At 67.6% G+C, this 25,583-nt stretch carries 22 protein-coding genes; 11 read left to right on the plus strand and 11 right to left on the minus strand.

The features are described 5' to 3' along the window. The first annotated feature begins 43 nt into the window (after nucleotides 1-43). Genes JOD27_RS42085 through JOD27_RS42095 form a run of 3 tightly spaced genes read left to right on the plus strand, consistent with a single transcriptional unit; the run spans nucleotide 44 to nucleotide 2,272 of the window. Nucleotides 44-562, plus strand: a complete 519-nt coding sequence (locus tag JOD27_RS42085; protein WP_204767989.1) for a VOC family protein — start codon at nucleotides 44-46, stop codon at nucleotides 560-562. 22 nt (nucleotides 563-584) lie between these two features. Next, nucleotides 585-1,673: an S-(hydroxymethyl)mycothiol dehydrogenase gene (locus JOD27_RS42090; RefSeq protein ID WP_204767990.1), complete on the plus strand. Its 1,089-nt coding sequence runs from the start codon at nucleotides 585-587 to the stop codon at nucleotides 1,671-1,673. Beyond that, entirely contained in the window at nucleotides 1,673-2,272 is a 600-nt protein-coding gene (locus JOD27_RS42095) for an MBL fold metallo-hydrolase (protein WP_204767991.1), read from the plus strand. The genes JOD27_RS42090 and JOD27_RS42095 overlap by 1 nt, the downstream gene beginning before the upstream one ends. A gap of 235 nt (nucleotides 2,273-2,507) precedes the next feature. Here JOD27_RS42095 and JOD27_RS42100 read toward each other — a convergent pair whose 3' ends face one another. Continuing rightward, entirely contained in the window at nucleotides 2,508-3,269 is a 762-nt protein-coding gene (locus JOD27_RS42100; RefSeq protein ID WP_307830634.1) for an enoyl-CoA hydratase/isomerase family protein, read from the minus strand. 103 nt (nucleotides 3,270-3,372) lie between these two features. Here JOD27_RS42100 and JOD27_RS42105 point away from each other — a divergent pair, with 103 nt between their 5' ends. After that, complete coding sequence (locus JOD27_RS42105; protein ID WP_204767993.1) at nucleotides 3,373-4,341, plus strand: DUF2332 family protein; 969 nt, start codon at nucleotides 3,373-3,375, stop codon at nucleotides 4,339-4,341. Here the strand turns inward: JOD27_RS42105 and JOD27_RS42110 are convergent. Further along, nucleotides 4,332-5,390, minus strand: a complete 1,059-nt coding sequence (locus JOD27_RS42110) for a serine hydrolase domain-containing protein (protein ID WP_204767994.1) — start codon at nucleotides 5,388-5,390, stop codon at nucleotides 4,332-4,334. The genes JOD27_RS42105 and JOD27_RS42110 overlap by 10 nt on opposite strands. A 13-nt stretch (nucleotides 5,391-5,403) precedes the next feature. Then, complete coding sequence (locus JOD27_RS42115) at nucleotides 5,404-6,285, minus strand: alpha/beta hydrolase (RefSeq protein WP_204767995.1); 882 nt, start codon at nucleotides 6,283-6,285, stop codon at nucleotides 5,404-5,406. 95 nt (nucleotides 6,286-6,380) lie between these two features. Here JOD27_RS42115 and JOD27_RS42120 point away from each other — a divergent pair, with 95 nt between their 5' ends. After that, nucleotides 6,381-7,379, plus strand: a complete 999-nt coding sequence (locus JOD27_RS42120) for a helix-turn-helix domain-containing protein (protein WP_204767996.1) — start codon at nucleotides 6,381-6,383, stop codon at nucleotides 7,377-7,379. A gap of 67 nt (nucleotides 7,380-7,446) precedes the next feature. Beyond that, nucleotides 7,447-8,808, plus strand: a complete 1,362-nt coding sequence (locus JOD27_RS42125) for a glycoside hydrolase family 28 protein (RefSeq protein WP_204767997.1) — start codon at nucleotides 7,447-7,449, stop codon at nucleotides 8,806-8,808. Here the strand turns inward: JOD27_RS42125 and JOD27_RS42130 are convergent. Then, entirely contained in the window at nucleotides 8,805-9,623 is an 819-nt protein-coding gene (locus tag JOD27_RS42130; RefSeq protein ID WP_204767998.1) for an esterase/lipase family protein, read from the minus strand. The two genes, JOD27_RS42125 and JOD27_RS42130, sit on opposite strands and share 4 nt — an antisense overlap. Nucleotides 9,624-9,845: 222 nt before the next feature. Here JOD27_RS42130 and JOD27_RS42135 point away from each other — a divergent pair, with 222 nt between their 5' ends. Together JOD27_RS42135 and JOD27_RS42140 are read left to right on the plus strand one after the other, a co-directional pair. Next, complete coding sequence (locus tag JOD27_RS42135) at nucleotides 9,846-11,249, plus strand: WS/DGAT/MGAT family O-acyltransferase (protein WP_239571464.1); 1,404 nt, start codon at nucleotides 9,846-9,848, stop codon at nucleotides 11,247-11,249. Between the two features lie 50 nt (nucleotides 11,250-11,299). Further along, on the plus strand, nucleotides 11,300-11,803 hold the full coding sequence (locus tag JOD27_RS42140; protein WP_204768000.1) for a hypothetical protein: 504 nt from the start codon (nucleotides 11,300-11,302) through the stop codon (nucleotides 11,801-11,803). Here JOD27_RS42140 and JOD27_RS42145 read toward each other — a convergent pair. The 4 genes from JOD27_RS42145 to JOD27_RS42160 all read right to left on the minus strand — a co-directional run bounded on the left by JOD27_RS42145 (nucleotide 11,713) and on the right by JOD27_RS42160 (nucleotide 16,727). After that, on the minus strand, nucleotides 11,713-12,627 hold the full coding sequence (locus JOD27_RS42145) for an alpha/beta fold hydrolase (RefSeq protein WP_204768001.1): 915 nt from the start codon (nucleotides 12,625-12,627) through the stop codon (nucleotides 11,713-11,715). The genes JOD27_RS42140 and JOD27_RS42145 overlap by 91 nt on opposite strands. A gap of 43 nt (nucleotides 12,628-12,670) precedes the next feature. After that, nucleotides 12,671-13,552: a hypothetical protein gene (locus tag JOD27_RS42150; RefSeq protein ID WP_204768002.1), complete on the minus strand. Its 882-nt coding sequence runs from the start codon at nucleotides 13,550-13,552 to the stop codon at nucleotides 12,671-12,673. Then, a complete protein-coding gene (locus JOD27_RS42155; RefSeq protein ID WP_204768003.1) occupies nucleotides 13,549-14,151 on the minus strand; it encodes an RNA polymerase sigma factor in 603 nt (200 codons plus the stop codon). The genes JOD27_RS42150 and JOD27_RS42155 overlap by 4 nt, the downstream gene beginning before the upstream one ends. A gap of 479 nt (nucleotides 14,152-14,630) precedes the next feature. Then, a complete protein-coding gene (locus JOD27_RS42160; RefSeq protein ID WP_204768052.1) occupies nucleotides 14,631-16,727 on the minus strand; it encodes a discoidin domain-containing protein in 2,097 nt (698 codons plus the stop codon). A 411-nt stretch (nucleotides 16,728-17,138) separates the two neighbouring features. On the opposite strand from JOD27_RS42160, the gene JOD27_RS42165 reads away from it, so the two are divergent. Continuing rightward, nucleotides 17,139-18,710: a Mom family adenine methylcarbamoylation protein gene (locus tag JOD27_RS42165; RefSeq protein ID WP_204768004.1), complete on the plus strand. Its 1,572-nt coding sequence runs from the start codon at nucleotides 17,139-17,141 to the stop codon at nucleotides 18,708-18,710. Between the two features lie 41 nt (nucleotides 18,711-18,751). Then, on the plus strand, nucleotides 18,752-19,804 hold the full coding sequence (locus JOD27_RS42170) for a hypothetical protein (protein WP_204768005.1): 1,053 nt from the start codon (nucleotides 18,752-18,754) through the stop codon (nucleotides 19,802-19,804). Nucleotides 19,805-19,828: 24 nt separating this feature from the next. Here JOD27_RS42170 and JOD27_RS42175 read toward each other — a convergent pair whose 3' ends face one another. Together JOD27_RS42175 and JOD27_RS42180 are read right to left on the minus strand one after the other, a co-directional pair. Continuing rightward, entirely contained in the window at nucleotides 19,829-20,689 is an 861-nt protein-coding gene (locus tag JOD27_RS42175; protein WP_204768006.1) for a patatin-like phospholipase family protein, read from the minus strand. Between the two features lie 11 nt (nucleotides 20,690-20,700). Further along, nucleotides 20,701-21,792 carry an alkaline phosphatase family protein gene (locus tag JOD27_RS42180; protein ID WP_307830635.1) on the minus strand — a complete coding sequence of 364 codons (1,092 nt, stop codon included), beginning with the start codon at nucleotides 21,790-21,792 and terminating at the stop codon, nucleotides 20,701-20,703. Between the two features lie 48 nt (nucleotides 21,793-21,840). On the opposite strand from JOD27_RS42180, the gene JOD27_RS42185 reads away from it, so the two are divergent. Next, the gene (locus JOD27_RS42185; RefSeq protein WP_204768007.1) at nucleotides 21,841-24,168 is read left to right on the plus strand and encodes a Tex family protein; all 2,328 of its coding nucleotides are present in this window, start codon (nucleotides 21,841-21,843) and stop codon (nucleotides 24,166-24,168) included. A gap of 51 nt (nucleotides 24,169-24,219) precedes the next feature. Here the strand turns inward: JOD27_RS42185 and JOD27_RS42190 are convergent, their stop codons facing one another. Continuing rightward, complete coding sequence (locus tag JOD27_RS42190) at nucleotides 24,220-25,458, minus strand: ABC transporter substrate-binding protein (protein ID WP_204768008.1); 1,239 nt, start codon at nucleotides 25,456-25,458, stop codon at nucleotides 24,220-24,222. Nucleotides 25,459-25,583 lie beyond the last annotated feature (125 nt).

Consider the following 25,583-nt stretch of genomic DNA (forward strand, 5'->3'; position numbering starts at 1 on the left):
GCTAGGCCTGCGGAAGTTTGAACACTCAACTATTCTAGCCCGCATGCCACAGCCAGAGGGTGCCGAACTCGACGCGATCAGGGCCAAGCGCGCCGAGCTGCACGAGAAGTACGTGAAGCCGCTCGACGAGCGCGGCGGCTCACCGACCCGCGGCGTCCACCACATCGCTTTGATCTGCAAGGACGTCGAGGAAACCATCAAGTTCTACCAGGAGTTCCTCGGCTTCCCGCTGGTGGAGCTCGTGGAGAACCGCGACTACCGCGGCTCCAGCCACTTCTTCTTCGACCTCGGCCACAAGAACCTGCTGGGGTTCTTCGACTTCCCCGGCCACGACCACCCGGACTTCATGGAGACGATCGGCGCCGTGCAGCACCTCGCGCTGTCCATCTCCCCCGAGCGGTTCGACGAGATGAAGGCCAAACTGGACGACGCCGGGATCGAGTACCTGGGCCCCGACCGGGGCGTCGAGGACAGCCTGTACATCCGCGACCCCAACGGTGTAGGGATTGAGTTCTACCGGGAGGTACTCGGTGAGTTCGAGGGCACGACGTTGATCAAGTGATCTTCGAGGACGGAGTCGCAGCGTGGCGCAAGAGGTCCAAGGTGTTGTCGCCAGAGGAAAAGGCGAGCCGGTCGAGCTGACCACCGTGATCGTCCCGGACCCCGGTCCCGGTGAGGCCGTGGTCCGCGTGCAGGCGTGCGGCGTCTGCCACACCGACCTGCACTACCGCGAGGGCGGCATCAACGACGAATTCCCGTTCCTGCTGGGCCACGAGGCCGCGGGCGTCGTGGAGTCCGTCGGCTCGGGCGTCACCGACCTGGAGCCCGGCGACTTCGTCGTGCTGAACTGGCGCGCTGTCTGCGGCACCTGCCGTGCTTGTCGTCGCGGCAAGCCCTGGTACTGCTTCTCGACGTTCAACGCCTCGCAGCCCATGACGCTGGCCGACGGCACCAAGCTCTCACCGGCCCTGGGCATCGGCGCGTTCGCCGAGAAGACGTTGGTCCACTCAGGACAGTGCACGAAGGTCGACCCGTCCGCTCGCGCCGCCGCCGTGGGCCTGCTGGGCTGCGGCGTCATGGCCGGCGTGGGTGCCGCCGTGAACACCGGCGGTGTCACGCGCGGCGACTCGGTGGCCGTGATCGGCTGCGGCGGCGTGGGCGACGGCGCCATCGCGGGAGCCCGCCTCGCGGGTGCCGCGAAGATCATCGCCGTAGACACCGACCCGCGAAAGCTGGAGTGGGCCAAGGGTTTCGGCGCCACGCACACCATCAACGTCCGCGACGTCGACGACGTGATCACCGAGATCCAGCACCTGACCGACGGCTTCGGCGCCGACGTGGTGATCGACGCCGTCGGCCGTCCCGAAACCTGGAAGCAGGCCTTCTACGCCCGCGACCTGGCCGGAACCGTGGTGCTGGTGGGCGTTCCGACGCCGGACATGAAGCTCGAGATGCCGCTGATCGACTTCTTCTCGCGCGGCGGCGCGCTGAAGTCCTCGTGGTACGGCGACTGCCTGCCGTCGCGTGACTTCCCGATGCTCGTCGACCTGTACCAGCAGGGCCGGTTCGACCTGGACGCGTTCGTCACCGAGGAGATCCCTCTGGGTGGCGTGGAAGCGGCCTTCGAGAAGATGCACCACGGTGACGTGCTGCGATCGGTCGTGGTCTTCTGATGGTTCTGCGGGTTGATCACGCGGTCACGTCCGGCACGTTCTCGTTGGACGGCGAGACCTTCGACGTCGACAACAACGTGTGGGTCGTCGGGGACTCGTCGGAGTGCGTCGTCATCGACGCGCCGCACGACGTCGACGCGATCCTGAAAGTTGTCGACGGGCGTCGTGTGGTGGCGATCCTGCTGACGCACGCGCACGACGACCACGTGCGGGTGGCGCCGGATCTGGCGCACGCCACCGGTGCACCCATGGCTCTGCACCAGGCGGATCACGTGGTGTGGGGCCTCACGCACACCGGCGTGATCCCGCACCTGGCGTTGGAGGACGGGCAGATACTCACCGTTGCAGGGCAAGAGATCCACGTGCTGCACACGCCTGGGCATTCGCCTGGCGCGGTGTGTTTCTACGTGCCGTCGCTGGGCGCGGTGTTCACCGGCGACACCCTGTTCCAGGGCGGGCCGGGCGCGACCGGCCGCTCGTTCTCCGACCGGCCGACGATCGAGCGGTCGATCAGGGAGAAGCTGTTCGAACTGCCAGGCGACACCGTGGTCCACACCGGACACGGCCCGGACACGACGATCGACGCCGAACGCTTCTAGCAGAGCGTCGCGGCTTGGTTGTGCTCCGTCGAGTCGGTCAGGGGCGGTCTGGCGCTCGTCTCCGAAAGCCCGGATGGTCGCGCTCGCATGCACGTCGCTGCCGAGTTGGCGGTAGAGAAATGCTGACGCAAACGTTTGCTGATCACTCCAACGGCTGCCAACCGTGCAGTTGGGAAGCGCGGCTGCCTGCCGAAATCACCCTCACTGTCACATCTCAAGAGATAGCTGCGACTCGCTACTGGAACAGCGGGGGCCGCTTCTCCAGGAACGCCGACACGCCTTCCGCGTAGTCGGTACTGGAAGCGGCCTCCGCGTACAACGCTCGCACGAAGTCGTCCTCGTGCCCACCGTCGGTGATCGAGTTGATGATCTTCTTCGCGCCCCGCACCGACACCTGCGCCCGCCCCGCGATCTGTTCGGACAGTTCCTTCACGCGTGCCTCGACCGACTCCACGACCTCGTTGACCAGACCGATCCGCAGCGCCGTGGCCGAGTCGATCAGATCGGCCGAGAACAGGATCTGCTTCGCCCACGCCGGGCCGACCACGTCGACGAGCTGCTTGGTGGACGTGAAGTTGTAGACGATGCCGAGCTTCGCGGGCGTGATGCCGAACTTCGCATCCGAAGATGACACGCGGATGTCGCAGGCGAGGGCGATCTCACACCCACCGCCGACACAGAAACCGGAAATCGCCGCAATCGTCGGCTTGTCGAGCTGAGCGATCGCGCGTTCGCCGTTGTGCACGGCCTCGCCGTAGTGGGCGGCACCCTCGGCACCTCGGCGCAACGTCGAGAACTCGGCGATGTCGGCACCCGCGGAGAAGTGCTCACCACCGCGAATCACGAGCACCCTGACCGCGTCATCTGCGGAAACACGGGCCATCAACGAGGGCAGCGCCGACCACATCTCGTAGCTCATCGCGTTACGCTTGGCCGGGCGGTTGATCGTCAAAGTGGCGACCGGACCGGCCGCGGACAGCTCCAGGAACTCGCTCACAGGCCGCACGATACCCACCGCGTTGTGGCGCCACGCCCGGTCTCGGATGGGCGGGATGACGTTCATTCCCTTGTAAAGTTCTTTGCCGAAGAGGGGAGGAAGCGTGGCCGCGGCAGGCATCGGCGCCTCCACACTGCGGACGTTCGCGGTGCGGTTGCGCACCAGCGCACCCGTGTCGGCGCGCATCCTCTCCGAACTCGCGGGCGAACTCGACCGCGGCGGGCCGGTGGCCGAGCTGCTCTGCTCGCACAGCGCCGTGCACAGTCCGTTGTTCGGCATCCAGGCGCTCGCCGGTGTGCGGTTGTTGATGCTGTCGGGAAAAGCGCCGGAGCTGAGCCAGCGGTTCGCCAGCGCGCACGCCGCGGCGATGGCGGGCGAGTCCGACTCGACGGCGTTGCTGGCGTGGCTCGCGGCACGGCGGGCGATCGTCGAGAACGCGGGCGAGATCCTGGCGGCGCTGGATCGCACGGTGCAGCAGCACCAGCCCAAGACCGCCGGGTTCCTGCTGCGCGGCCTGACCATGATCGGGGCGCCCAAGGTCCGGCTCCTCGAACTGGGCGCGTGCGCGGGGCTGAACCTGATCCTGGACCGCTACCGCTGGTTCGGGCTCGGCTGGGAGTGGGGCGACAAGGACTCGCCGGTGCGCCTGGCCGCCGCCGGGCCGCGGCCGCCCGAGCTGGAGATCGTCGACCGCGCCGGCTGTGACCTGCAGCCGCGCGATCCGGGCGATCCCAAGCACGCGATGATCCTGCACTCGTTCATCCCGCCCGAGCACGACTCGTTGCGGTGGGACCTCGACGACGCGATCGAGCTGGCCGCCAAGGTCGGCGTGAAGGTGGCGAGGTCGCCTGCCGGGCGGTGGCTGCGGGAGAACCTCGTACCGCCCGACGAGCGCGGCACGTACACGGTGGTCTGGCACAGCTCGTTCTGGCCGTACCTGACCGAGGACGAGCGCAACGAGATCGAGACGACGCTGACGGCGGCGGCGGGCTCGATGCCGTTGGCGCGGGTGTCGTACGAGTCCGTGGACTTCCGTTCGAACCCGCGCCTCACGGTCACCATCTACAGCTGACACAACGCTTTCTGCTGGAACGCCACCAGCGCCTCGTCGATCGCCTTGTTGTTCCACCGCTGGAGGTTCACCGCGAGTGACACCTGACGCTTGCCATCGGCGCTGGTGAACGACCAGGTGCCCGCACCCCACGTCGAACCGTCGTGGCCCCAGAACGTGCCGCACGGCGTCTCCAGCCGGTGCAGGCCGAGGCCGTACTGGACCGTCGAGCCGTCGAAGGCGATCACCGGGCCCGTCTGCTGCATCTGCGCCAACGAGTTCCGCGAGACGATCTTGCCATCGAGCAGCAGGCGGTAGAACCGGTTGATGTCGTCCATCGTCGAGATCAGCGACGCCGAGACGCCCACCCACGACATGTCGTAGACGCTGTAGTCGCGCGGCGGGTCGAGAAGGCCGAACAACGCCTCGTACATCAGCGAATGCGAGCCTTCGATGCGTGTCCCGGTCGGGAACATCGTGTTGCGCAGCCCGGCGCGTTCGATGACGCCGCGCGTGATGTAGCGCTCGGCCGGCACACCGGTGACCTTCTCGATGAGCCGGCCGAGCAGCAGGTAGCCGGTGTTGGAGTAGACGCCGGACTCGACCGCGGGCGCGTCGACGCCCAGCTTGATCAGCTCACGCGGGTAGAAGTGCCGGAACTGGTGGTCCTCCACGCTTTGCGGCGATCCCTCCAGCAGGGACGGGAACGCGAGGAAGCGGTAGTCGGCCAGGCCACTCGTCATGTTCAGCAGCATCCGGACGGTGATGCGGTCGCCGCGTTCGCCGGGAACGAGGCTCAGGTGGCGGCTGACCGGGTCGTCGAGGCCGATCCTGCCCTGCTCGGCCAGCCGCAGCACCGCGGCTGCGGTGAACGTCTTGGTGACGCTGCCGATCCGGTGCCGCATCTCCGGCCTGATGGGCCGACCGGTGTCCAGGTCGGCGACTCCGGCCGCACCGCGCCACACCTGGTCGCCGTCGCGCACTTCGGCGAACACACCGGGAATCCCCGCCCGGTGCAGATCATCCAAAGTGGACTGCAGGTGGTCGGCCGGTGCCCCCAGTCGATTCATGTCTTCTCCTCGTTCACTCGGCCAACGCGCGGCGCAGCACGGCGCCGATCTCGGCGAACTGCCGTTGCGACACGTCGGCGGACAAAAGCGCTTGCGAGCCGTGGAACGTGCCCGGCCACTGGTGCAGCTCGACCTGCACGTCCGACTGCATGAGGCGCATCGCGTAGGCGATGTCCTCGTCGCGGTTCGGGCAGAACTCGGCCGTGGCGATGTAGGCGGGCGGCAGGTCGGACAGGTCGTCGCTGCGCGCCGGTGCCGCGTACGGCGTGGCGGGATGGCCGCCCAGGTAGTGACTCCACGCCTGGACCGCCTTGGCGCGGTTGTACCAGGGCGTTTCGGTGAAATGCCGCGCCGACCACGTGGTCAGCCGGTCGTCGAGGCCCGGCTGGTGCAACAGCTGGAACCGGATGGGCGGCCCCTGCTCGTCGCGTGCCTTCAACGCCAGCGCCGCGGCGAGCCCGCCGCCCGCGCTGTGCCCGGCGACCGCGAGACGGTCCGGGTCGTCGGCGTTCTCGTGCGCCCACACCAGGACCGTCCACGCGTCCTCCAGCGCGGCAGGGAACGGGTTCTCGGGCGCCAGCCGGTAGCCGACCGAGATCACCGTCGCTCCCGACCGTGCGGCCACACGGGACGCCCACGGGTGTTCGGTGTCGACGTCTCCCATGCACCAGCCGCCGCCGTGCAGCCACACGACCGTGCCCTGCGCGCTGTCCGGCCGGTAGATCCGCACCAGCACCTCGGGGTCGCCGGGCACCACGCGGTCCTCGATCTCCATGCCGTCCGTCTCCGCCGGGATGCCCGCCGCGAGCTCGGCGAGGAACCGGCGTTCCTTCACCACGTCGGTCAGCTCGGCTTGGGGGAAGAACGGGACGAACGCTTCCAGCTCGGGATCCATGCTCGTCATCCTGACGATCTTCTTGTCGCTCTTCAGCCGACGCGCGTCGCGCGATCCGGGGTGGTGACGCGCCAATCGTCGCTATCGTCGTCGGCATGGAGGCCCTGGCGACCCGGCTGTCGAACCTCGACTCGCACGTCGAGGGCGCGATCCGCGTCGTGATGTTCTACGACACCCTGATGCGCCGCCGGGTCGATCTCCCGGCGCTGGCGCGGGCCTCGGCCGGGCTGGCCGAGTGCGTCACCGGGATCCGCCTGCACAGCACGGGTCAGGTGACCCGCATGTCGCCCGCGGGCACCGAAGCCGGGGTGGCTGAACCGGTGTCGTCCCGGAGCCCGATCACGCTCGACGACGAGGAGATCGGCGAGGTCTGGCTCGAACGGGGTGGCGTGGCCAACCCGCTCGACGAGGTGGTGCTGGACCGCCTCGCGATCGCCGTCGCAGGGGTGGTCGAGCGCTACGGGCCCGCGCGCACGACGATGGCGGACCCGGCGCTGGTGGAGCTGGTGATCAGCGCGAGCAGCGACGAGGCCGGACGCGCACGGGCGTTGCGGCTGCTGGGTTTCACGCCGGATCGGCCGGTGCTGGTCGCCGCGGTGTGCGCGGAGCTCGCACTGGACCGGGTGGCGGCAGCGGTCTGCCCGTCCCGTCCGATCAAAGCTGCCGAGGTGAGCGGCACGAGCGTGTTGCTCGCGTCCTCGCTCGGCGACTTCCCCGCTGGGGTCCGCGCGGGCATCGGCGCTGACTCCTGCCCCTCGCGCGCCTGGTCCGAGGCCCAGGTCGCCCTCCGCTTCACCACCGCGCGCACCCCGGTCGTCCGCTACCCCGACCTCGGGGCACTGGCCCTGCTCGCTCAGCTCCCGGCGGAGGCGCTGCGCGCGAACGCCGACGTGGCAGCGGTGGCCGCCCTGTCCTCGGAAGACCTGGAGACGTTGGACGCCTACTGCGCCACCGGCTCGTTGCGCCGCGCCGCCGACCTGCTGCACCTGCACCACAGCAGCGTGTCGCGCCGCCTGGAGCAGATCGGCAAGGTCCTCGACGTCGCCGATCCGGCAAGGATGAAGCTCGCGCTGGCCGCGTTCCGGTTGTTGTGAGGCTCGCCGCAAACGTTTACAGTCTTGTTCCAACGCCGCCGTTCGCCTCGAGGGAAGAGGACGTCGAATGGACGGCAGGATCAATCGCCGACTGCTGATGAAGGCAACCGCGGTGGCCGCGATCGCCACCCCCGTGCTGACCAGGACGGCGCTCGCGGTACCCGAACTGCCCTGGCCGGCCGCCAACGAGATCGTGCGGAACACGAAGCTCCCGTCGTTCCCCGACAAGAACTTCGACGCGACCGCGTACGGCGCCAAGGGCGACAACAAGACCGACAACACCGAAGCGTTTCGCAAGGCCATCGCCGCCTGCAACGCGGCGGGCGGCGGTCACGTGATCGTCCCCGAGGGCACGTACGTGACGGGCGCGATCCATCTGCTGAGCAACGTCGACTTCCATCTCGAAAACGGCGTGCTGCTCAAGTTCTCCGGTGACGCCTCGAAGTTCCCGACCGTGCTGACGCGCTACGAGGGCATCGAGTGCATGAACCACTCCCCCATGGTCTACGCCTACAAGCAGACCAACATCGCGCTCACGGGCCGCGGCACCCTCGACGCGGGCGCCACCGGTTCGTGGAACAAGGGCAGCGACCGCTCGTACCTGGAGTCGTTGGTGGCCAAGGGAACCCCGCCGGAGAAGCGCGTGGTTCCCGGCTCCGGCAAGAACATGCGCTCGACGTTCGTCGAGCCCTACTCGTGCGACACGGTGCTGATCCAGGGCATCACCCTGAAGAACCCCAAGTTCTGGCAGATCCACCCGACGCTGTGCAAGAACGTCACGGTCGACGACGTGCACACCGACCCGTCAACGGCCGCTAACAACACCGACGCGTGCGACCCGGAATCGTGCGACCACGTCGTGATCTCCAACAGCGACCTCGGCGCCCACGACGACAACGTGGCCATCAAGTCGGGCCGCGACGAGGACGGCAGAAGAGTGAATGTGCCGTGCCAGAACCTCGTCGTCGTCAACTGCCGCATGAACGGCAACTGGGGCGCCATCACGTGCGGCTCCGAGCAGACCGGCGGCATCCGCAACGTCTACGGCTACAAGCTGAACTGCGTCGGTGCCACCAAGTTCGCCCTGTACGTCAAGTCGAACACGAAGCGCGGCGGCTTCTCGCAGAACATCAACCTGGACAGCGTGTCCGGCGTCTTCGCGCGCTCGTTCGTCTACGTCACCACGACCTACAACTCGCAGACGGGCAGCAACGTCCCGAAGTTCGGGCCGTTCTCCATCTCGAACTCCAGCTGCACCAAGGCGTCGAAGGTGCTCGACGTGTCCGGGCTGGCGCAGGAACACGTGAAGGGACTGGAGGTCCGTGACTCCAAGTTCAACGGTGTCGGCTCCACCACCAACACCGTCAAGAACGTGGACGGCCTGAAGTTCACCAACGTCACGGCGAACGGCAAGCCGATGACCAGTTAGGCGGCCCGCGGGTACAGGCGGGCCATCCCCGGCGGCACGGCGAAGGGTGCCCACACACCCTCCGCCTGCGCCAGCCGGTCTGCCACGACCCACAGAACGCTCGAGTTGAAGCCATATCCGAGGTGTGACGACGACACTTGGACGTTCTCCCGCCGCGGTCCCGGCTCCTCGATGCACGACTCCCACGACACGATGCCGTCCGTCTTGGAGTAGATCGACGTGGCGGGTACCGGGATCGGCGGCCTGGTCGACTCCGGCGGCGGGAACTCCTCGCGCGGGATGTGCAGGCGCGAGAACAACGAGAACGCGGGCGTCGCCCGTGACTGCGCGGGATCCGACATGTTGTACGGCGAGCCGAGCGTGATCACCTGGCGCACGCGGTGCGGGTGGTCGCGCGCCATCTCGCGCGCGAAGATGCCGCCGAGCGACCAGCCCACGATGGAGACCGGGCCTCCGTACTCGGAGGAAACCTTCTTCACCAAGGCGTGCATGCCGTCGACCGCGCGCCGGGTCGGGCCGATGTTGCGGCCCAGGCCCCACGGGCGCACCTGATAGCCCAAACCGGACAGGAAGCGGCGCAGCATCACCGTCGACGAGTCCGCGGCGCCGAGGCCGGGGAACACGAGCACCGGGTGGCCGTCGCCCGACGGGGCGCCCTTGAGCATCGACCGCGTGGCGACGAACTCGCCGACGTCGAGCGCGCAGCGGGTGGGCTCGGTGAGGTACCAGAACAGGCGCGGCGCGGATCCTCTGACGAGGTGGAGTGGAGAGCCAGACGGAACGTCGAAGACTTCGTCTGAAGGTACGGCAGACATAGGAGCCTCCCCACACGTCGACAACCCCGAGCCGGCGTCACCGGGCCTCGTTGCCCGGTGAGTCCATGATGTTTCGTGAACGATCTTTTCGCCAGTCTTTTCGAGTCTCGATTCGCCACGGTCAGGTAACACGTTGGCAACCTCACACGTGTGCACTGCCTCTCACCTGCATGGACGTCGATTCGGCTGGAGCGGTCCTCTAGCATTTTTCGAGTGGACCGGATGAGCTCTTTGGACGCAGGCTTCTACTTCATCGAGGACGAGAACGTGCCCATGCACGTCGGTTCCGTCCTGGTGTTCGACGGCCCGGTGCCGTCCTACGGCGACGTGATCCGCCTCTTCGTGTCGCGGCTGGACCAGGTCCCCCGCTACCGGCAGAAGGTGAAGGCCCTGCCGTTCCACGTCGGCCGTCCGGTCTGGGTCGACGACGACCACTTCAACATCCTGTACCACGTGCGGCACACCGCCGTGCCGTCGCCGGGCGGTGAGGACCAGCTGCGCAACCTCGCGGGCCGGATCTTCGCGCAGAAGCTCGACGACACGAAGCCGCTGTGGGAGGCCTGGCTCGTCGAAGGGCTCGAAGGCGGCCGCTGGGCGATCATCTCCAAGGTCCACCACTGCATGATCGACGGTGTGTCCGGAACGGACATGCTCCAGCTCATGCTGGACTTCCGGCAGGAAAGCGTTCTCCCGGAGCCGCGCGAGTGGAAGCCCGAGCCGCAGCCGTCGACCCTCGACCTGGTCGTCGACGGGGTGCGCGACGCGGTCGTCACGCCGGTGCAGCACCTCGCCGCGCTGCCCGCCCTGGCGCGGAACCTGCGGTCGTTCAACGAGATCCTCGACTTCGGCAAGTCGGTGCTCAGCTCGCTCCCCGGCACGGCGCGGCGACTGGTCACGCGGGCCGCGACGTCGTTGAACGGTCCTATCGGGCCGCACCGCCGCTGGGTGTGGGCGCGCGCGTCACTGGGGGAGATCAAGCAGATCCGCAGGGCCGCGGGCGGCACCGTCAACGACGTGATCCTCACGGCGATCACGCGCGGTTTCCGCGACCTGCTGGAGAAGCGAGGCGAGCTGACCGACGGCATGGTCGTGCGGACCATGGTTCCCGTGTCGATGCGCAAGGCCGACCAGCACAACGAGCTGAACAACCGCGTCAGCGCCGTGCTGGTGAACCTGCCCGTCGGTGAGGCGGACCCGGTCAAGCGTCTCGCGTCGATCCGCGCGCAGATGGACGACCTGAAGAGCTCGCGGCAGGCCGCCGGTGCCGACGTGATCACGAACCTGTCGAACTTCGCCGCGCCGACGTTGATGGCGCTGGGCTCGCGGACCGCGATGCGGTTCCCGCAGCAGATCCTGCAGACCGTCACGACGAACGTGCCGGGCCCGCGCATCCCGCTCTACATGCTCGGGCGTCCGCTGGTGGAGATGTTCCCGTACGTGCCGATCGCCTCGACGATCCGGATCACCGTCGGCATCTTCTCCTACCTGGACAGGTTCACGTTCGGCATCAACGCCGACTTCGACGGCGTGCCGGACGTGCAGCTGCTCGCCGACGGCATCCGCGCGGGCTTCGACGAGATGGTCGCGCTCGCCGCCGAAGCCTCAGAAGCCGAGGAACAGGCCTGAGACACGACCTGACGGTCCAGGCGGGTGCGCACGACCTGCACCTGACCGTGGTGGGCCTCGACGCACGGCTGGGCGCCCTGGGACTCGCGCTCGGCCAGGTCGACGACGTCCGCGTCGAGCTGGAGAACGTGCGGTGGTCGCGCTGGCGTGCCCGCCGCGCGACCGTCGTGTGCCGCGACGTCCACGTGAACCCGCCCGCGACGCTGGTGTCGTCGCCGGTCGAGTTCCGCGTCGAGGTGGCGCATTCGGACATCCCCGAGCTGAACCGGCTCAGCTGGCTGCCGCTGACCGTGCAGCTGGTCGGCTCCGAGCTGCACGTGCGGCTGCACCGGTGGTTGCCCGCGCGCGTGTTCGCGGTGCCCGAGCTGCCGCGCGGCATCGAGCTGACCGGACTGGAGCAGTTCGACGACCACTTCGTGCTGACCGGAGCCGCCCCCGTGCTGCGGGAGCGGCTCACGCTGGGTCAGCTGGCCGCGGTGCTCAGGCGGTTGGCGTCCATCCAGTCCAGGACCCGCTCGGACACGACCTCGGGGATCTCCATCTGGGGCACGTGACCGATGCCCTCGTACTCGTCGTAGCGCCAGTGCGGGTGCCTGCGGGCCACATAGCGGGCGGCGGCGACGTTGACGAGCCGGTCGCGGTCGCCGCTCATCAGGAACACCGGCACGCGCAGCCTGGACATCGCCGCGTAGTAGGCGCCGCGCTTGGACGTCGTGAACACGGTGCTGCGGGCGGCCGCGAGGAACGCCGCGTCGAGGCCGGGGACCTTGGCCCGCTCGCCGATGAGGTGCTCTGACGCCTGCTTGAGCTTCTCCGGGATGCTGCTCGGGTCCGCGCAGCACAGCTCCAGCACCCGTTCGACCTGCTTGCGTGCCGGAACGGTCTTCGCCTTGGCGAGGAACCGCTCGCCAAGGCCCGGCACCGAGTACATGAAGAACGTGCTCAGCATCAACGGGTCGGGCCGCGTGCCGAACACCATCGGCAGCGCGGGGTCGACCAGCACCAGGCCCCTGACCAGGTCGGGGTTGTAGGCGGCGTGGAAGAGGGAGATCATCCCGCCCATCGAGTTGCCGACGAGGATCACCGGCTCCTGCGCGATCTCCCTGATGAACCGGCCGAGCAGCTTCGCGTTGGCCTGGACCGTGGTCTTGCGCCCCTCGGGGTTGGTCAGGCCGTGCCCGGCGAGGTCGACGGCGGTGACGCGGGCCTTCTCCGCGAGCAACGGCGCCAGCAACGCCCAGTTGAGGTGGGAGCCGCCGAGCCCGTGCACCAGGACCATCCTCGGCCCGTCCTCGGGTCCGCCGAAGTCGACCCAGTGCACGGGCCCGTCAAGGTCCGCGTAGTGGCTGGTGCCGCCGAAGTTCGCCACAGTCGTCATACCAACCAGTATGTCGGTTGTTGCTACCGGTGGGTAGCGCCCGTTAGCGCCACGGCAGCGCCGGCTCGCACGTCTTCGGATCGGTGTCCGGGTTCACCCACCCGCCGGGGACGATCACCCCCTGCGGGTTGGCGTAGCACTTCTCCGATCCTTTGTTGGTGCCGAGCAGGTTGCCGACCGCGTCGTAGGCCCTGACCTCACCGAACTGGTTGTCCTCCGGTGGCGACCAGGTCGTGGGATGCACGATGCGCGCGACGAAGGTGTTGTTCGCGATCGTGGCGTCGACGGTCTGCCCGTCCGCGGTGAACGTCACCCTGGCGACCTTCGAGTCGACCCGGCCGGCCGCCGTCCGGTAGCCGTGCACGCCCCGGTAGATCGGCCTGTTGTACGGCGTGTCACCGCCGCTCGACGCCCCGATGCTGTCCGTCGAGAAGTGCCCTGGCAGCCACTCCGGGTCGAACCCGCTGGAGAAGCCGGAGTTGAAGGCCATGCCGCCGCTGTCGAGCGTGCAGGTCAGCATCGCGTTGGCGGTGTAGATCAACGCGAACGCTCCAGGCCCAGAACCGACGTGCTGGTAGAGCTTCGGTTCGCCGGAGAGACCGGTGGACTCCAGGCAGCCCTTCTCAATCGCGGCGATCCGTTCCTCGGAGAGGCCGGGGACGACCGGCGCCGGCCTCGTCGTCGGAGTCGCCGACGCGGACTGCGTCGTCATCGGCGCCGGCTGGATCGCGGTCTGCGGCTGCGACGACGGCGTGAAGAACACCACCCCGGCGACCACGGCACCGACCGCGGTGGCCGCGGCGAGCACCGGGGCGAGCCGCATCCGCCGTGCGCCCCGTCCGGCGACGGCCTGCTCGATCTCGACGCGAATCTCGTCCTGACGGCCGGGTGGCAGGTCCCGGGCGGGCGGAAGCGTGCTGGTCATCGGTCCTCCACGGTCAGTGCGGCGAGCGGGACGACCTGGCGCTGATCACCGAGAATCTGCTGCAGCCGGAACTTGGCCTTGCTGACCCGAGCCCGCACACTTCCCTCGGCGATGCCGAGGACGACGGCTGCGTCGGCGTAGGACACCCCCGACCACACACAGAGGGTGAGCGCCTCCCGTTCGTTGCGCGGCAACCGCGCGACAGCCTTGAGCACGGCACTCATCCGCCGCTGGTCGTCCACCCGCTCGGCGACGTGATCGGCGTGGTCGGGCATCGGCCGCTCCTCGGCCACCCGCCCGAACAGCCGCAACCGCCGCCCGAGGGACCGCTGCTCGTTGCGCACGACGTTCGTGGCCACCGCGAGGAGCCACGGCAGAGCCGACTCCCGCTCCAGCACGGGCATCTTGTCGCGCTTGCGCCACGCCATCAGGAACGTGGCCTGCAGGTGGTCCTCCGCCGCGGCCCACGACGCGGTCAACCGGAAGCAGTGGTTGTAGACCGCTCTGGCATGCCTGTCGAACAGCACCCCGAAGGCGTACGGACTGCCCCCAGCGGCCTGCGACCACAACGCGCGGTCGTCAGGGTCTTCGGTCGTCATACCTGTTCGTGTCCGCTCGGCCGATCGGTGTTGCCACCAGTTTCACGTCCTGGTGTTCACGGTCTCGGAGCCGTGGAATTTGCGGTCGGACGGGTGCATCGTGGTGCCGCCCCCACGCCGTCGTACTGGTTGTACGAGGGCGTGGGGGCGGTGCCGCGAGGTGCCCTGCTGAGCGCGAATTACCTCGCCAACGTCCCGGGTCGCACCACTAGCTAGTAGAGCGTCGCGGCTTGGTTGTGCTCCGTTGAGTCGGGCTGGGGGCTGGGCGGTCTGGTGCTCGTCACCGAAACCCCGGATGGTCGCGCTCTCACACACGTCGCTGCCGAGATGGCGGTAGAGAAATGCCGACGCAAACGTTTGCTGATCACCTCAACTGCTGCCAACCGTGCAGTTGGCAGCCATGAGAGCGCGATCTTCATGATCGAAGCGCGGCTGCCTGCCGGCATCACTGCCACATCCCAAGAGATAGCTGCGACACGCTACTGGATCTCCAGGTAGTCCAGGTTCGGCCCGCCGTTGGCAGTGGTCGCCACCGCCCGGATCGTGTTCTCCCCCGCCGCCAGGTCCAGCGTCAGGGTCATCGACTGCCACGTCGTCCACGCCCCGGTGCTCGCGAACGCCTGCTCGTCGACGGCCATCGATCCGTTGACCGAGATGTCCAGCGGCCGGTTCTCCGTGGTGCCGTTGGCGAACCGCAACGTCACCTGCCGCGGTCCGGCGATCTCACTGGAAACCTTGAACTCGACCGCGGAGCCCGCGACGTTGTCGTAGTTGACGAACCCGGACCCGGAGAACCCGGCGTGGTTCGACTCCACAACACCTTGCGACACAACACCGTTCTCCGCCTCGTAGCGCGACGACGGCTCCGACCCCGCGCCCGGATACGACGAGCCGAGCCACGCCTCGTCGATCCGCAGCTGCGCCTTGCCCTGCGTGGACGTCTTCTCCACCCGGATGTGCCGGGCCGTCGTCCCGGCGGGCAGGTCGATGAACTGCACACCGCGGTGGTTGGCCAGCGACCCGGACTTGACGTTCGTCCAATTGGAACCGTCGTTGGACGTGTAGACGTTGTAGTTCTTGATGCGCGCCGAGTTCGACGCCGGGTACGTCGTCGAGTCCTCGCGCTGGTTCAACGCCACGTAGGAGACCTTCTTCGCCGAGCCCAGGTCGAAGCGCAGCGACACCGTGCCCGCACCCGTTGCGTCCCAATAGGTCTGGTAGTCGCCGTCCGCCGCGTGCGAGGCCGGATGGCCGGAGCCGGACGCCGACGCGCTCATCGTGTACGACGAAGCCGGGATGATCCCCTCGCGACCGGCCGTCTCGACCTTGAACACGGTGTCGTACTGGTCCCAGTTCGAGATGCCGGTCAGCGTCAGCGTGCCACCGGACTGCGACCACGACACCGCGGCGCCGGTGCGCAGGTTCGTGACCCGGCTGACCTTGTAACCGTTGTCCCGCAATCGCAACGTCGTGCCGGACGGCTTCGTGACCACGTGGATGTAGTGCTGGTTCGGGTTGGCCTTGGAGACCGTCGTGACGCCGTGCGCGCCGTCGTTCCAGAAGCCGGGCTTGAGCCCGCCGTGCAGGTAGCCGCCGCCGTACGTGCCGCCGATCGACTCCCAGATGTCGCCCAGGTACCCGGCGGTGAAGTTGTTGAAAGCGGCCTGGTTCGACGGGAACTTGCCGTTGACCATCGCGGTCTCGGCCATCAACGCCTTGACGTCGCTGCCCGCGTTGGTGATCAGCCGGCCCAGCGTCAGCTTGTAGTCGACGGAGGAGTTGGAGCCGGAGTACCACCACGCGCCGGCGCTCGGCAGCTTGAAACACGCCTCGATCAGCCGCGGCGCGGCCGTGTAGACCGCCTGCGGGTAGTCGTAGCTCGGCGTCATGCCGGTCTTCTGCTCGTTGCTGATCGTGTCCATGATCGGCGTGTCCTCGTTGTTGTTGCTGAGGACCATGTCCGGCCGATCACGCCGGATCCGCTCGTACAGACCGTTCTGCTCCCAGTAGGCGTTGTCGTTGTCGATCCAGAACCCGGCGAGCTTCGGGTAGCGCTGCATGACCTCGACGAAGTTGTCGTAGCTGAACTGCCCGAACCCGGGCCGCTCCTGCAGGTTGACCGTCTTGCCCTTGTACTTCGAGTAGGCGGCCGAGTCGAGCCACTCGTGCCCGCCCTCGTTGTGCCACTGCGGGTCGTCGGTCATGTAGTTGATGACCTTCAGCCCCTGCGCCGACGCCGCGTCGATCAGCTCGCCGAGGAAGTCGCGCTTCGTCGAACAGCTCCCGGGAATCGACGACGGCCACGCGCGCGCGTAGCCCAGCCGCGAGTGGAACGACGCCAGCACGATGTACTGCGCATGCAGTTTCTTCGCCTCGTCCACCCAGTACTGGGCGGTCCAGCCACCGTTGGTGACGGCGGCTTCCCAGGCGCCGCAACTGGTGTAGCCGGGATTCGTCCGCATTCCCCAGTGCAGGAACAGACCTGACGTCGACGCCCGCAGCCAGTCCTGCCGCGGGTGCAGCACCTCGGCGCGCGCCGGAGAGCTCACGCCGACAACGAGTAGAGCGGCGGTCATCAACACGCCGAGACGACGCAACGTTTTGCGCACGAGCCAGCCTCCTGGTGGACGCCTCCTGCGGCGGTAGGAAGACGTGCTCGGTGTTACCGCGGAAAGGTCTACGCCAATCGACGGCCGCACTCAAGAGGTCATCGGAGGTATGAGCGTGTTACATGGGCTTCCGAATCGATAAAGGCTCCAAATGAGCCGATGTCTACCGGTGGTCCCGCGTGAAGAGCCGACCGCGGCCGGTCAGCAGGCAGCCGGCGAGCATCCCCGCGCGCCTCGGAGCAGCCCCGCCATCCCGGCGGCAACTGCCGCAGGCTGCGGCGATAGGGCGCTTTTACTCTGTCCACCCCACACGGCAATTACCCAAATTGTGTGTTCTTTCGCCCAAAACTCGGAAGGCCGACGCAGGCCGCTTCTAGAATGACCAAGCATCAGGACACCACGGCTCTCGATGCACCGGAGGCCGCTATGCGCACCGAGCTGGCATGTGTTGGCTCCGGTACACCAGTGCCGGAAGCGCCGCGAAGCACGTCCTGGCGCCGTTTGGTGCACACCCTTCGCGATTCCCTGATCGAGAAGGTGATCACCGCCTCACAAGAGCACATACGTCGCGATGCCCATACGGCAGGTGTCGATGAGCGCACCTTTGAGATTCAGGTTCGACTGCACATTCCGTCGATACCGAACGCCGAGCTGCGTTCACGCAACGCCGGCGAAGTCTACGAACTGGTGCGCTCCATCGCGTTGACGCAGTCCGCGGAAATCCGCCAAGGACTCGAAGACGCCGAGCTCTACGCAAACACATCGTTGTTGATCAAACAGTACACGGCCAAGAAGAGCCTGGCACTGGAGTCACTCGACGGCGATCGACTGCCGCTCCGCTTCGGAGCGGTGAAACCGAGCGTTGGACACCTCTACCAGCGACGCCTGCACTACCTGCGGGCAGTGCGTAGTGACACACACCTTCAGTGCGGAATTTATCTCCCTGGAGGCACGTATCCCATCACGTACGCGGCGTTCTCCGCGTGCGACCGCCCGTACATCGCGGACAGCCTGATCGCGGAGGCTCTGCACTGCCCCATCGAGGAATGTCTCGTCCTCACCAGGATGTACGGACTGCCCGGCATCCCCGCCAACCTGATCAGCCTGACCCTGAAACACGCCATCCGAGCCTTACGACGGAATGGCGAGTACCGGCTGCTGCTCACCGCTTTCAATCCCATGCTCGGCTTCACTGGAGCCGCATTCCAGGCTTCCGGGTTTTACCCGTTCGCCGTGGCACCGGTGGCTTATCACTACACAGACCGCGGGAACTTCGTCACTCGTCGCGGTCGGCGGTCCACAAGCCGTCACGCAACTGGCACACCGCCCAATGTCCTCACAGTCCGGGGTATCGACAGAAGCATGCAGAAGAACGTCATTGAGAGCGTGAACGTGATCTCCATATCGATGGACGATCACGCGTTCAAGACCAAGGTCGACGGCAAGCTCCCTGGCTGCGACTCAGCTTTCCTCGATCAACTGTTCCACTATCGAACCCGACTCGAACGCGCCTGGTCCGACCAGACCATCCATCCCAGTTACCTGTCGGTGACGGATCGCGGGCCTCGGTCCCGCGGGCAATGCGGAGTCAGTTCGGTGTGGCTGGTACGCGAGCTGCGCAAGAAGCACCACGCCGATGCGACGTACTGCTATGGCGACCTGGTGTTCACCGACTCCCGCCACCGTCCCGTCCTGCACCACTGCTGGATCGAGATCGGAAGCGAGGACAACCCGTCGCGTCGCGTCATCGACATAACGTGCGATCAGGCAGAAGCGCTGGATGCGCCAGTCCTGTACCAACGGCATGACGAACTCGTCCGACAGGGCCTGGACTATCGCGCGCGGACCCGGCTGACGCTGGACGAGCTGCCGGACGATCGGGTCTGGCACCGGTTTCTCGCGCTCAGCGACGCCGTCGACTCCGATACCGAGATGATCACAACAAACTAGAAATCCTTCACCGAACCGAGGTTCGGCCGAGTGGGGGCGCCGTGTCAGCCGACCAGGACAGAATTCTGCTGCTGTCGTCGAACGTACGCCGACGGTATTCCGAGGACATCCTCACTGCCTTGGCGCTTCCCTCAGGGGCGATGATCCAGTTTCGGTACGAGACCGACTACGTGTCTCCCACCCTCCAGCGCACCGTGGCAAGCGGTTCCGTCGTGTCCTCCGCGGTGACCATAGCCTTCGTGGCGGAAACCGACACCGACAACCCGTTCCTGCTTCCGGTCAGGTACGCCAAGGTGGTGTCCGCCGTGTGCGTGGCGGACATATTCATCTTCCGGCTTCAGGTCGGAAGCTACGTGAACCTGGGCGACTTCCCTCGCAACGAAGGGGACATACGCAGTCGCAGCAGAGTCATCCTCGACCAGGTCACCGCCGCGAACAAGCGGTACTACCCCGCTGTGACCAGCTTTCCCGATCTGCACATGCGCGAGTCGGTCGACCCGGCCGGCGACTGGCTCAGTTCGGCCCGGCGACTCGTACTGCACTCGACCTTCTCGAACTCGTACTTCCTCAGGATCGATCCCCCAACGACGCAGACCGGAAGTCCGTTGACCTTCAACAGCGACGGACGCCTCGAAGTCGTGGATCGCGAGTCGGTTCGCATTCAAGTGAGCTTCTACTCCGGCCTGTATGCACCCGAACGCAAACATGTGCTCTCGTGTACGACGGACGGAACTTTTCTGCGAGTGTCCTCGGACGATTCCTACGAAGTCGCCCTGCGATATGACTCGGTCGAGTTCTGGTTACACCCGGGAAGTTTGGACTTCAACACCCTGTCCCGCGTCACGGTTTCGCTGACTGGCGAGCAGGGAATCAGCGACTTCGTTCCAGCCCACGCCAGGTTTCCCGTGGTGGTCAAACGATCCGCCTCACGCTTGACGTTGAGAGTTGCGACGACCGCGCTCGGCGCGCTTCTGGTCGCACTGCCGGCCATTCTGGGGGCCTCATCACCGCTTGCCGTTCGCATAGCGATCGGCCTCGTTGGCGCAGCACTGCTCGCCACGTCGACGGTTGTGCTCGGGTCCACCGCGAAATAAGGCCCAACACGCGCAGCTGCTGAATCAACCGTGCGACGGGTGGCCGTACAGCCCGGTTCCGGTGATCTCCAGCGAGGTCAGGAACGCCGCCGAAGCCTCGTACGACGCCTCCACCAGCTCAGCGGTGTGCGAGAAGTCCAACGGCGTCACGGCCTGCACGGGCGCCCCAGGCAAGTACAGCACCGGCGCGTGCTGCGACGCCAGCTCGACCTCCAGCACGGCCTGGTTGCGCATGCCCAGGGTCGCCCAGAACAACAGCGTCTCGGCGAGGGTCTCCGGCACCGTCGGCAGGTGCCCGGGAAACGCACAGTCCAGCACGACCAACGACTGAGCACCCATCGCGAGCGCCTGCCGGATCGGCACGTTGGCCAGCACCCCGCCGTCGTAGAGCACCCGCTCACCGATGCGCACCGGCGGATACACGCCGGGGATCGCCGCGCTGGCCAGGATCGCCGGCACCAGCGGACCGGACGTGATGTTGACGGCCTCGCCGGTCACGCAGTCCACCGACACCGCGCCGAACGGCAGCGTCAGCTCCTCGAACGCGCTGCACCCGTCCAGTCCCTCGGCCAGCACGGAGGCGAGACCAGTGTTGGGGAACAGGTAGGTCTTGTTGGTGCGCAACGATCGCAGCTGCGCGATGGGGCCGCCGGGGAACACCCGCTGCCGGGTCATGCCCTCCCACAGCGCGGCCAGCCGCGGCGCCGCCTTCTCCGGGTCGAGCGCCAGCAGCGAGCCGTTGACCGAGCCGACCGAGGTGCCGACGACGAGGTCCGGGCGCACGCCGTGTTCCTGCAACGCGCGCAGCATGCCCACCTGCGAGGCGCCGAGGCTGCCTCCGCCGCCGAGCACGAAGGCGACCGGTCCGGGCAATGAGATCGTCACGTCCGGGAATCCTAGGACGCGGTGTGGAAGAGCACCGGAATCGCCAGTTCCCGTGGTGTCCGCGAGCCGTGAAAGCCCTTCATGACGCTCAGCATGGGTTCGGCCTGGCTGCGGACGACGACCGCCGAGGCCTTCATCGCCACGACGACCTCGCCGATGCGCTCGAGAGCCAGTGGGCTGACCGGGCCGAACCAGCCCGCCTCCACGGCGTCCTCTCGCGACAGCACATCTGCCCGTGAGCCCAGAAACTCCCGCCACACGTCGAGGACCTCATCGGACTCGGTGTGCAGGTAGCGCACGCGAGGATCGCCGGTGATCACGCGGACTCCCTGCCACAGCAACGGTTCCGTGTCGAAGTCGATCTTGTCGGACGCGGTGACCATGCCGTGGTCGGCGGTCACGACGAGCATCGAGTCCGACGGCAGCCGCGTCGCGATGCGTTCGGCCAGCGCGTCCACGAACTCCAGCTGCAGCAACCACTCCGCGGAACCCTCGCCGTAGAAGTGGCCGATCATGTCGAGGTCGGCGTGGTAGGCGTAGCAGAACGAGCGGTCCTGCGCGACCGCGGACAAAGCGCCCAGCGCGAGGTCGCCGAAGCCCGCCACGCCGCGGAACCACGAACCGCGCAGCACCGCACGGGTGAGGCCGCTGGCCCGTTGCACGAACGGGGCGACCGCGCTCACGGCCACCCCGGCCGCCGCCGCGCGTTCGAACAGGGTCGGGTGCGGCTGGACGACCTCGGGCACGAGGACCTTGCGCAGGTCGTGGTGGTGGTCGCCGGCGCGGGACCAGGTCAGCGCGTTGAGCACCTCGTCGCCGACCGAGAACGAGTAGCCGACGATGCCGTGCTCGCCCGAGAGCAGGCCGGTGCCGATCGAGGCGAGGCTGCTGGCGGTGGTCGAGGGGAAGCCCGCGGAGATCTCGCGGCCGGGCAGGCTCGAGAGGAACGGGGCGTGATCGGCGTGTTCACGCAGCAGCTCGTGGCCGAGGCCGTCGACGAGCAGCAGCACGACACGCCGGGCGGAAGGCAGGTCGAGGGTGTTGTCGGCACCCGGAACGTCCAGGCCCGACAGCAGCGACGGAACGACCTCGGCGATGGTCACCTGGACACCGTGCCACGTCGAATCGGACAGCGGGCAGAATGGCGCGCTGTGACAACGCTCATCCACCAGAAGATCGCTGACGAGCTCGGCGTGGCCACGGGCCAGGTCCGCTCTGCTGTCGAGCTGCTCGACGGTGGCGCGACCGTCCCGTTCGTCGCCCGTTACCGCAAGGAGGCGACCGGCGGTCTCGACGACGCGCAGCTGCGCACGCTCGAGGAGCGGCTCGGCTACCTGCGCGAGCTGGAGGAGCGCCGCGCGGCGGTTCTCACGTCGATCCGCGAGCAGGGCAAGCTCGACGAGGCGCTCGAAGGGCAGATCCTCGCCGCCGACTCCAAGGCGCGGCTCGAGGACCTCTACCTCCCGTACAAGCCGAAGCGCCGCACGAAGGCCCAGATCGCGAAGGAAGCCGGTCTCGAACCGCTGGCCGACGCGCTGCTGGGCGACCCGAACCTGAACCCGCAGGAAGAGGCCGCGAAGTTCGTCGACCCGAGCAAGGAGGTCGCGGACGCCGCGGCCGCCCTGCAGGGGGCGCGGGCCATCCTGGTCGAGCGGTTCGGCGAGGACGGCGACCTGATCGGCGAGCTGCGCGAGCAGATGTGGACGCGCGGCCGCGTCGTCTCCAAGGTCCGCGAGGGCAAGGAGACCGAGGGCGCGAAGTTCGCCGACTACTTCGAGTTCGACGAGCCCTTCACCAAGCTCCCGTCGCACCGCATCCTGGCGCTGTTCCGCGGCGAGAAGGAGGAGGTCCTCGACCTCGTCCTGGAGCCGGAGGAGCCGAACGAGGAGGGCGGGCCCTCGTCGTTCGAGGTGCGCATCGCGGCCCGGTTCGGCATCGACGACCGCGGCCGTCCCGCCGACAAGTGGCTCACCGACACCGTGCGCTGGGCGTGGCGGACCCGCATCCTCGTGCACCTGGGCATCGACCTGCGCGGTCGCCTGCGCCAGTTCGCCGAGGACGAGGCCGTGAAGGTGTTCGCGTCGAACCTGCGCGACCTGCTGCTGGCCGCCCCGGCCGGCACGCGCGCCACGATGGGTCTCGACCCCGGCTACCGGACCGGCGTGAAGGTGGCGGTCGTCGACGCCACCGGCAAGGTCGTCGCGCACGGCGTGATCCAGCCACACGTGCCCGCGAACCGCTGGGACGAGTCGATCGCCAAGCTCGCGGCGCTGGCCAAGGCGCACAACGTCGACCTGATCGCGATCGGCAACGGCACCGCCTCGCGCGAGACCGACAAGCTGGCCGCCGACCTGATCAAGCGTCACCCGGAGCTGAAGCTCACCAAGGTCGTCGTGTCCGAGGCGGGCGCTTCGGTCTACTCCGCGTCGGCCTACGCGTCCTCGGAACTGCCGGGCCTCGACGTGTCGATCCGCGGCGCGGTGTCGATCGCCCGCCGCCTGCAGGACCCGCTGGCCGAGCTGGTGAAGATCGACCCGAAGTCCATCGGCGTCGGCCAGTACCAGCACGACCTGTCCGAGTCGAAGCTGTCGCGGTCGCTCGACGCGGTGGTCGAGGACTGCGTGAACGCCGTCGGCGTCGACCTGAACACGGCTTCGGTGCCGCTGCTGACCCGCGTCTCCGGCATCACCGCCGGCCTCGCGGAGAACATCGTGCTGCACCGCGACCAGAACGGGCCGTTCAGGACCCGTGCGGCGCTGAAGAACGTCGCCCGGCTCGGCCCGAAGGCGTTCGAGCAGTGCGCGGGCTTCCTGCGCATCCGCGGCGGCGACGAGCCGCTGGACGCCTCCTCGGTGCACCCGGAGGCCTACCCGGTCGTGCGGAAGATGCAGGAGGAGGCGGGTGCCGAGCTGATCGGCAACACCGCGGTGCTGACGAAGCTGCGTCCCGAGAAGTTCGTGGACGACCAGTTCGGTCTGCCGACCGTCACGGACATCCTTCGCGAACTCGAGAAGCCCGGCCGCGACCCGCGCCCGGCGTTCAAGACCGCGACCTTCGCCGACGGCGTCGAGAAGATCGCCGACCTCAAGCCCGGCATGGTGCTGGAGGGCGTCGTGACGAACGTGGCCGCGTTCGGCGCGTTCGTCGACATCGGCGTGCACCAGGACGGCCTCGTGCACATCTCGGCCCTGTCCAACAACTACGTGAAGGACCCGCGCGACGTCGTGAAGTCCGGTGACGTGGTGCGGGTGAAGGTGCTGGAGGTCGACGAGGCCCGCAAGCGCATCGGCCTGACGCTGCGCCTGACCGACGAGCCGGGCAAGCCCGCGCCGAAGCAGCAGGGCGGCGGTGGCGGCGGCCGCGACCGTCGTCCGCAGCGCGGTGGCGGCCAGCAGCGCGGCGGCCAGCAGCGCACCTCGCCGCCGCCCGCGAGCGGCTCGATGGCCGACGCACTGCGCCGAGCCGGCTTCGGCAAGTAGCTCAAACGACGAAGGGCCCCTCCGGTGGGAGGGGCCCCCTTCGTCGTTGCCTTACTTGGCGCGGGTGCCCTTGAGCTTTACCAGCTCCGACTCGAACAGCTCCTCCACGGTCGTCAGACCGCCGGGCGCCGCCTTGTCGACCTTGGTGATGTACGACTGCGTGGCCGACGGCCGCCCCACCAGGGAGTAGTGCAGCGGGGCGGTCAGGCCCTGGGTGTCCAGGCCCTTGGTGTCGTGGAACGCCTTCAGCACGCCGTCACGCGTGAGGTCGCCGTTCTTGCAGGCCTTCTCGATGACCGACAGGAACACCTTCGCGACGGTGTAGCCGTGGTCGACGTAGAGCGCGGGCTTCTCGTTGGGGTAGTTCCTGGTGAACGCCGCCGCCACCTCGCGCGGACCGGGCTGGCTGCCGCTGAACGGCGCCACCGACGTCACCACGGACAGCTGCTTCTGCACGGCGGGCCCGACCGGCGAGTCCAGGATCGCGCTGTCGTAGCCGACCACGTTGACCATGAACGGCACGTCCCACTTCATCGCCGCGGCGACACCCACGGCGGCGGCGGTCTGGGCCGGGTTGGTGCTCAGCATGACGGCTTTCGCGCCGGCTGCCTTCAACGCGCCGATCTGCTGGGTCAGGTCGGCCGCGGTCTCGTTGATCGGCTGTTCAGCGATCTTCATGTTCCACTGCTGGCCGACGAACCGGCTGCCCTCGACCGCGTTGTCGCCGTAGCTGCCCTGGACGTAGACGTGGCCGATGGTGTCGCCGTCCTTGATGACACCGCGGCGCTTGTAGTGATCCAGGCCGTTGATGACGTCGAGGTCGTAGGTGGTGCCGACGATCATCATGTGCGGGTTGCCGAGCAGCGACGCCGACCACGCCACAGGGGCGGTCAACGTGCGGGTCTGCATGATGTCGGGCTCGATGGCCGCGGTCATCGGCGTGCCCGCGAGCTCCATCAGGCCGAGAACCTGCGGTTCCAGGTCGAAGTACGCGTCGAGGGCCTTCTGCACGTCGTACGCGTGGTCCTTCAGCTTGATCTCGACCTTGCGACCGCAGATGCCCCCGCGGTCGTTGATCTGCTTCAGGTAGAGCTCGTAGCCCTTCATACGGGTCATCGCCGAGGCCTTGTACGGCCCCGTCATGTCCGTCAGGACGCCGAGCGAGATCGTGTTGTCCGTGACGCCCGGCCCGCTCTTGACCTGAACCTTCGCAGGTTCCCTCGCGCCACAACCGGCCACGAGGACGGTGAGCGCCAAGGCGGTGGGCAGAACGCGGCGGCGGAAGGGCATGCAGAGTCCTTGTTCGAAAGATCGCAACATACTAAGCGGTAGCTCAGTATTCGTTGATCGGTCACATATTGCCTCTCTATGTGGTACGTGACACAGGATTGTTAGGTTCATGTGACTACCGCTCG

The organism is Lentzea nigeriaca (assembly GCF_016907955.1).
Lineage (GTDB): Bacteria > Actinomycetota > Actinomycetes > Mycobacteriales > Pseudonocardiaceae > Lentzea > Lentzea nigeriaca.

Bases quoted from the DNA above. Each gene is read 5' to 3' on its own strand.
- JOD27_RS42085 (WP_204767989.1), top strand. From the start codon at position 44: ATGCCACAGCCAGAGGGTGCCGAACTCGACGCGATCAGGGCCAAGCGC.
- JOD27_RS42095 (WP_204767991.1), top strand. From the start codon at position 1,673: ATGGTTCTGCGGGTTGATCACGCGGTCACGTCCGGCACGTTCTCGTTG.
- JOD27_RS42110 (WP_204767994.1), bottom strand. From the start codon at position 5,390: ATGAATCGACTGGGGGCACCGGCCGACCACCTGCAGTCCACTTTGGAT.
- JOD27_RS42115 (WP_204767995.1), bottom strand. From the start codon at position 6,285: ATGGATCCCGAGCTGGAAGCGTTCGTCCCGTTCTTCCCCCAAGCCGAG.
- JOD27_RS42120 (WP_204767996.1), top strand. From the start codon at position 6,381: ATGGAGGCCCTGGCGACCCGGCTGTCGAACCTCGACTCGCACGTCGAG.
- JOD27_RS42125 (WP_204767997.1), top strand. From the start codon at position 7,447: ATGGACGGCAGGATCAATCGCCGACTGCTGATGAAGGCAACCGCGGTG.
- JOD27_RS42130 (WP_204767998.1), bottom strand. From the start codon at position 9,623: ATGTCTGCCGTACCTTCAGACGAAGTCTTCGACGTTCCGTCTGGCTCT.
- JOD27_RS42135 (WP_239571464.1), top strand. From the start codon at position 9,846: ATGAGCTCTTTGGACGCAGGCTTCTACTTCATCGAGGACGAGAACGTG.
- JOD27_RS42145 (WP_204768001.1), bottom strand. From the start codon at position 12,627: ATGACGACTGTGGCGAACTTCGGCGGCACCAGCCACTACGCGGACCTT.
- JOD27_RS42150 (WP_204768002.1), bottom strand. From the start codon at position 13,552: ATGACCAGCACGCTTCCGCCCGCCCGGGACCTGCCACCCGGCCGTCAG.
- JOD27_RS42155 (WP_204768003.1), bottom strand. From the start codon at position 14,151: ATGACGACCGAAGACCCTGACGACCGCGCGTTGTGGTCGCAGGCCGCT.
- JOD27_RS42160 (WP_204768052.1), bottom strand. From the start codon at position 16,727: ATGACCGCCGCTCTACTCGTTGTCGGCGTGAGCTCTCCGGCGCGCGCC.
- JOD27_RS42165 (WP_204768004.1), top strand. From the start codon at position 17,139: ATGACCAAGCATCAGGACACCACGGCTCTCGATGCACCGGAGGCCGCT.
- JOD27_RS42190 (WP_204768008.1), bottom strand. From the start codon at position 25,458: ATGCCCTTCCGCCGCCGCGTTCTGCCCACCGCCTTGGCGCTCACCGTC.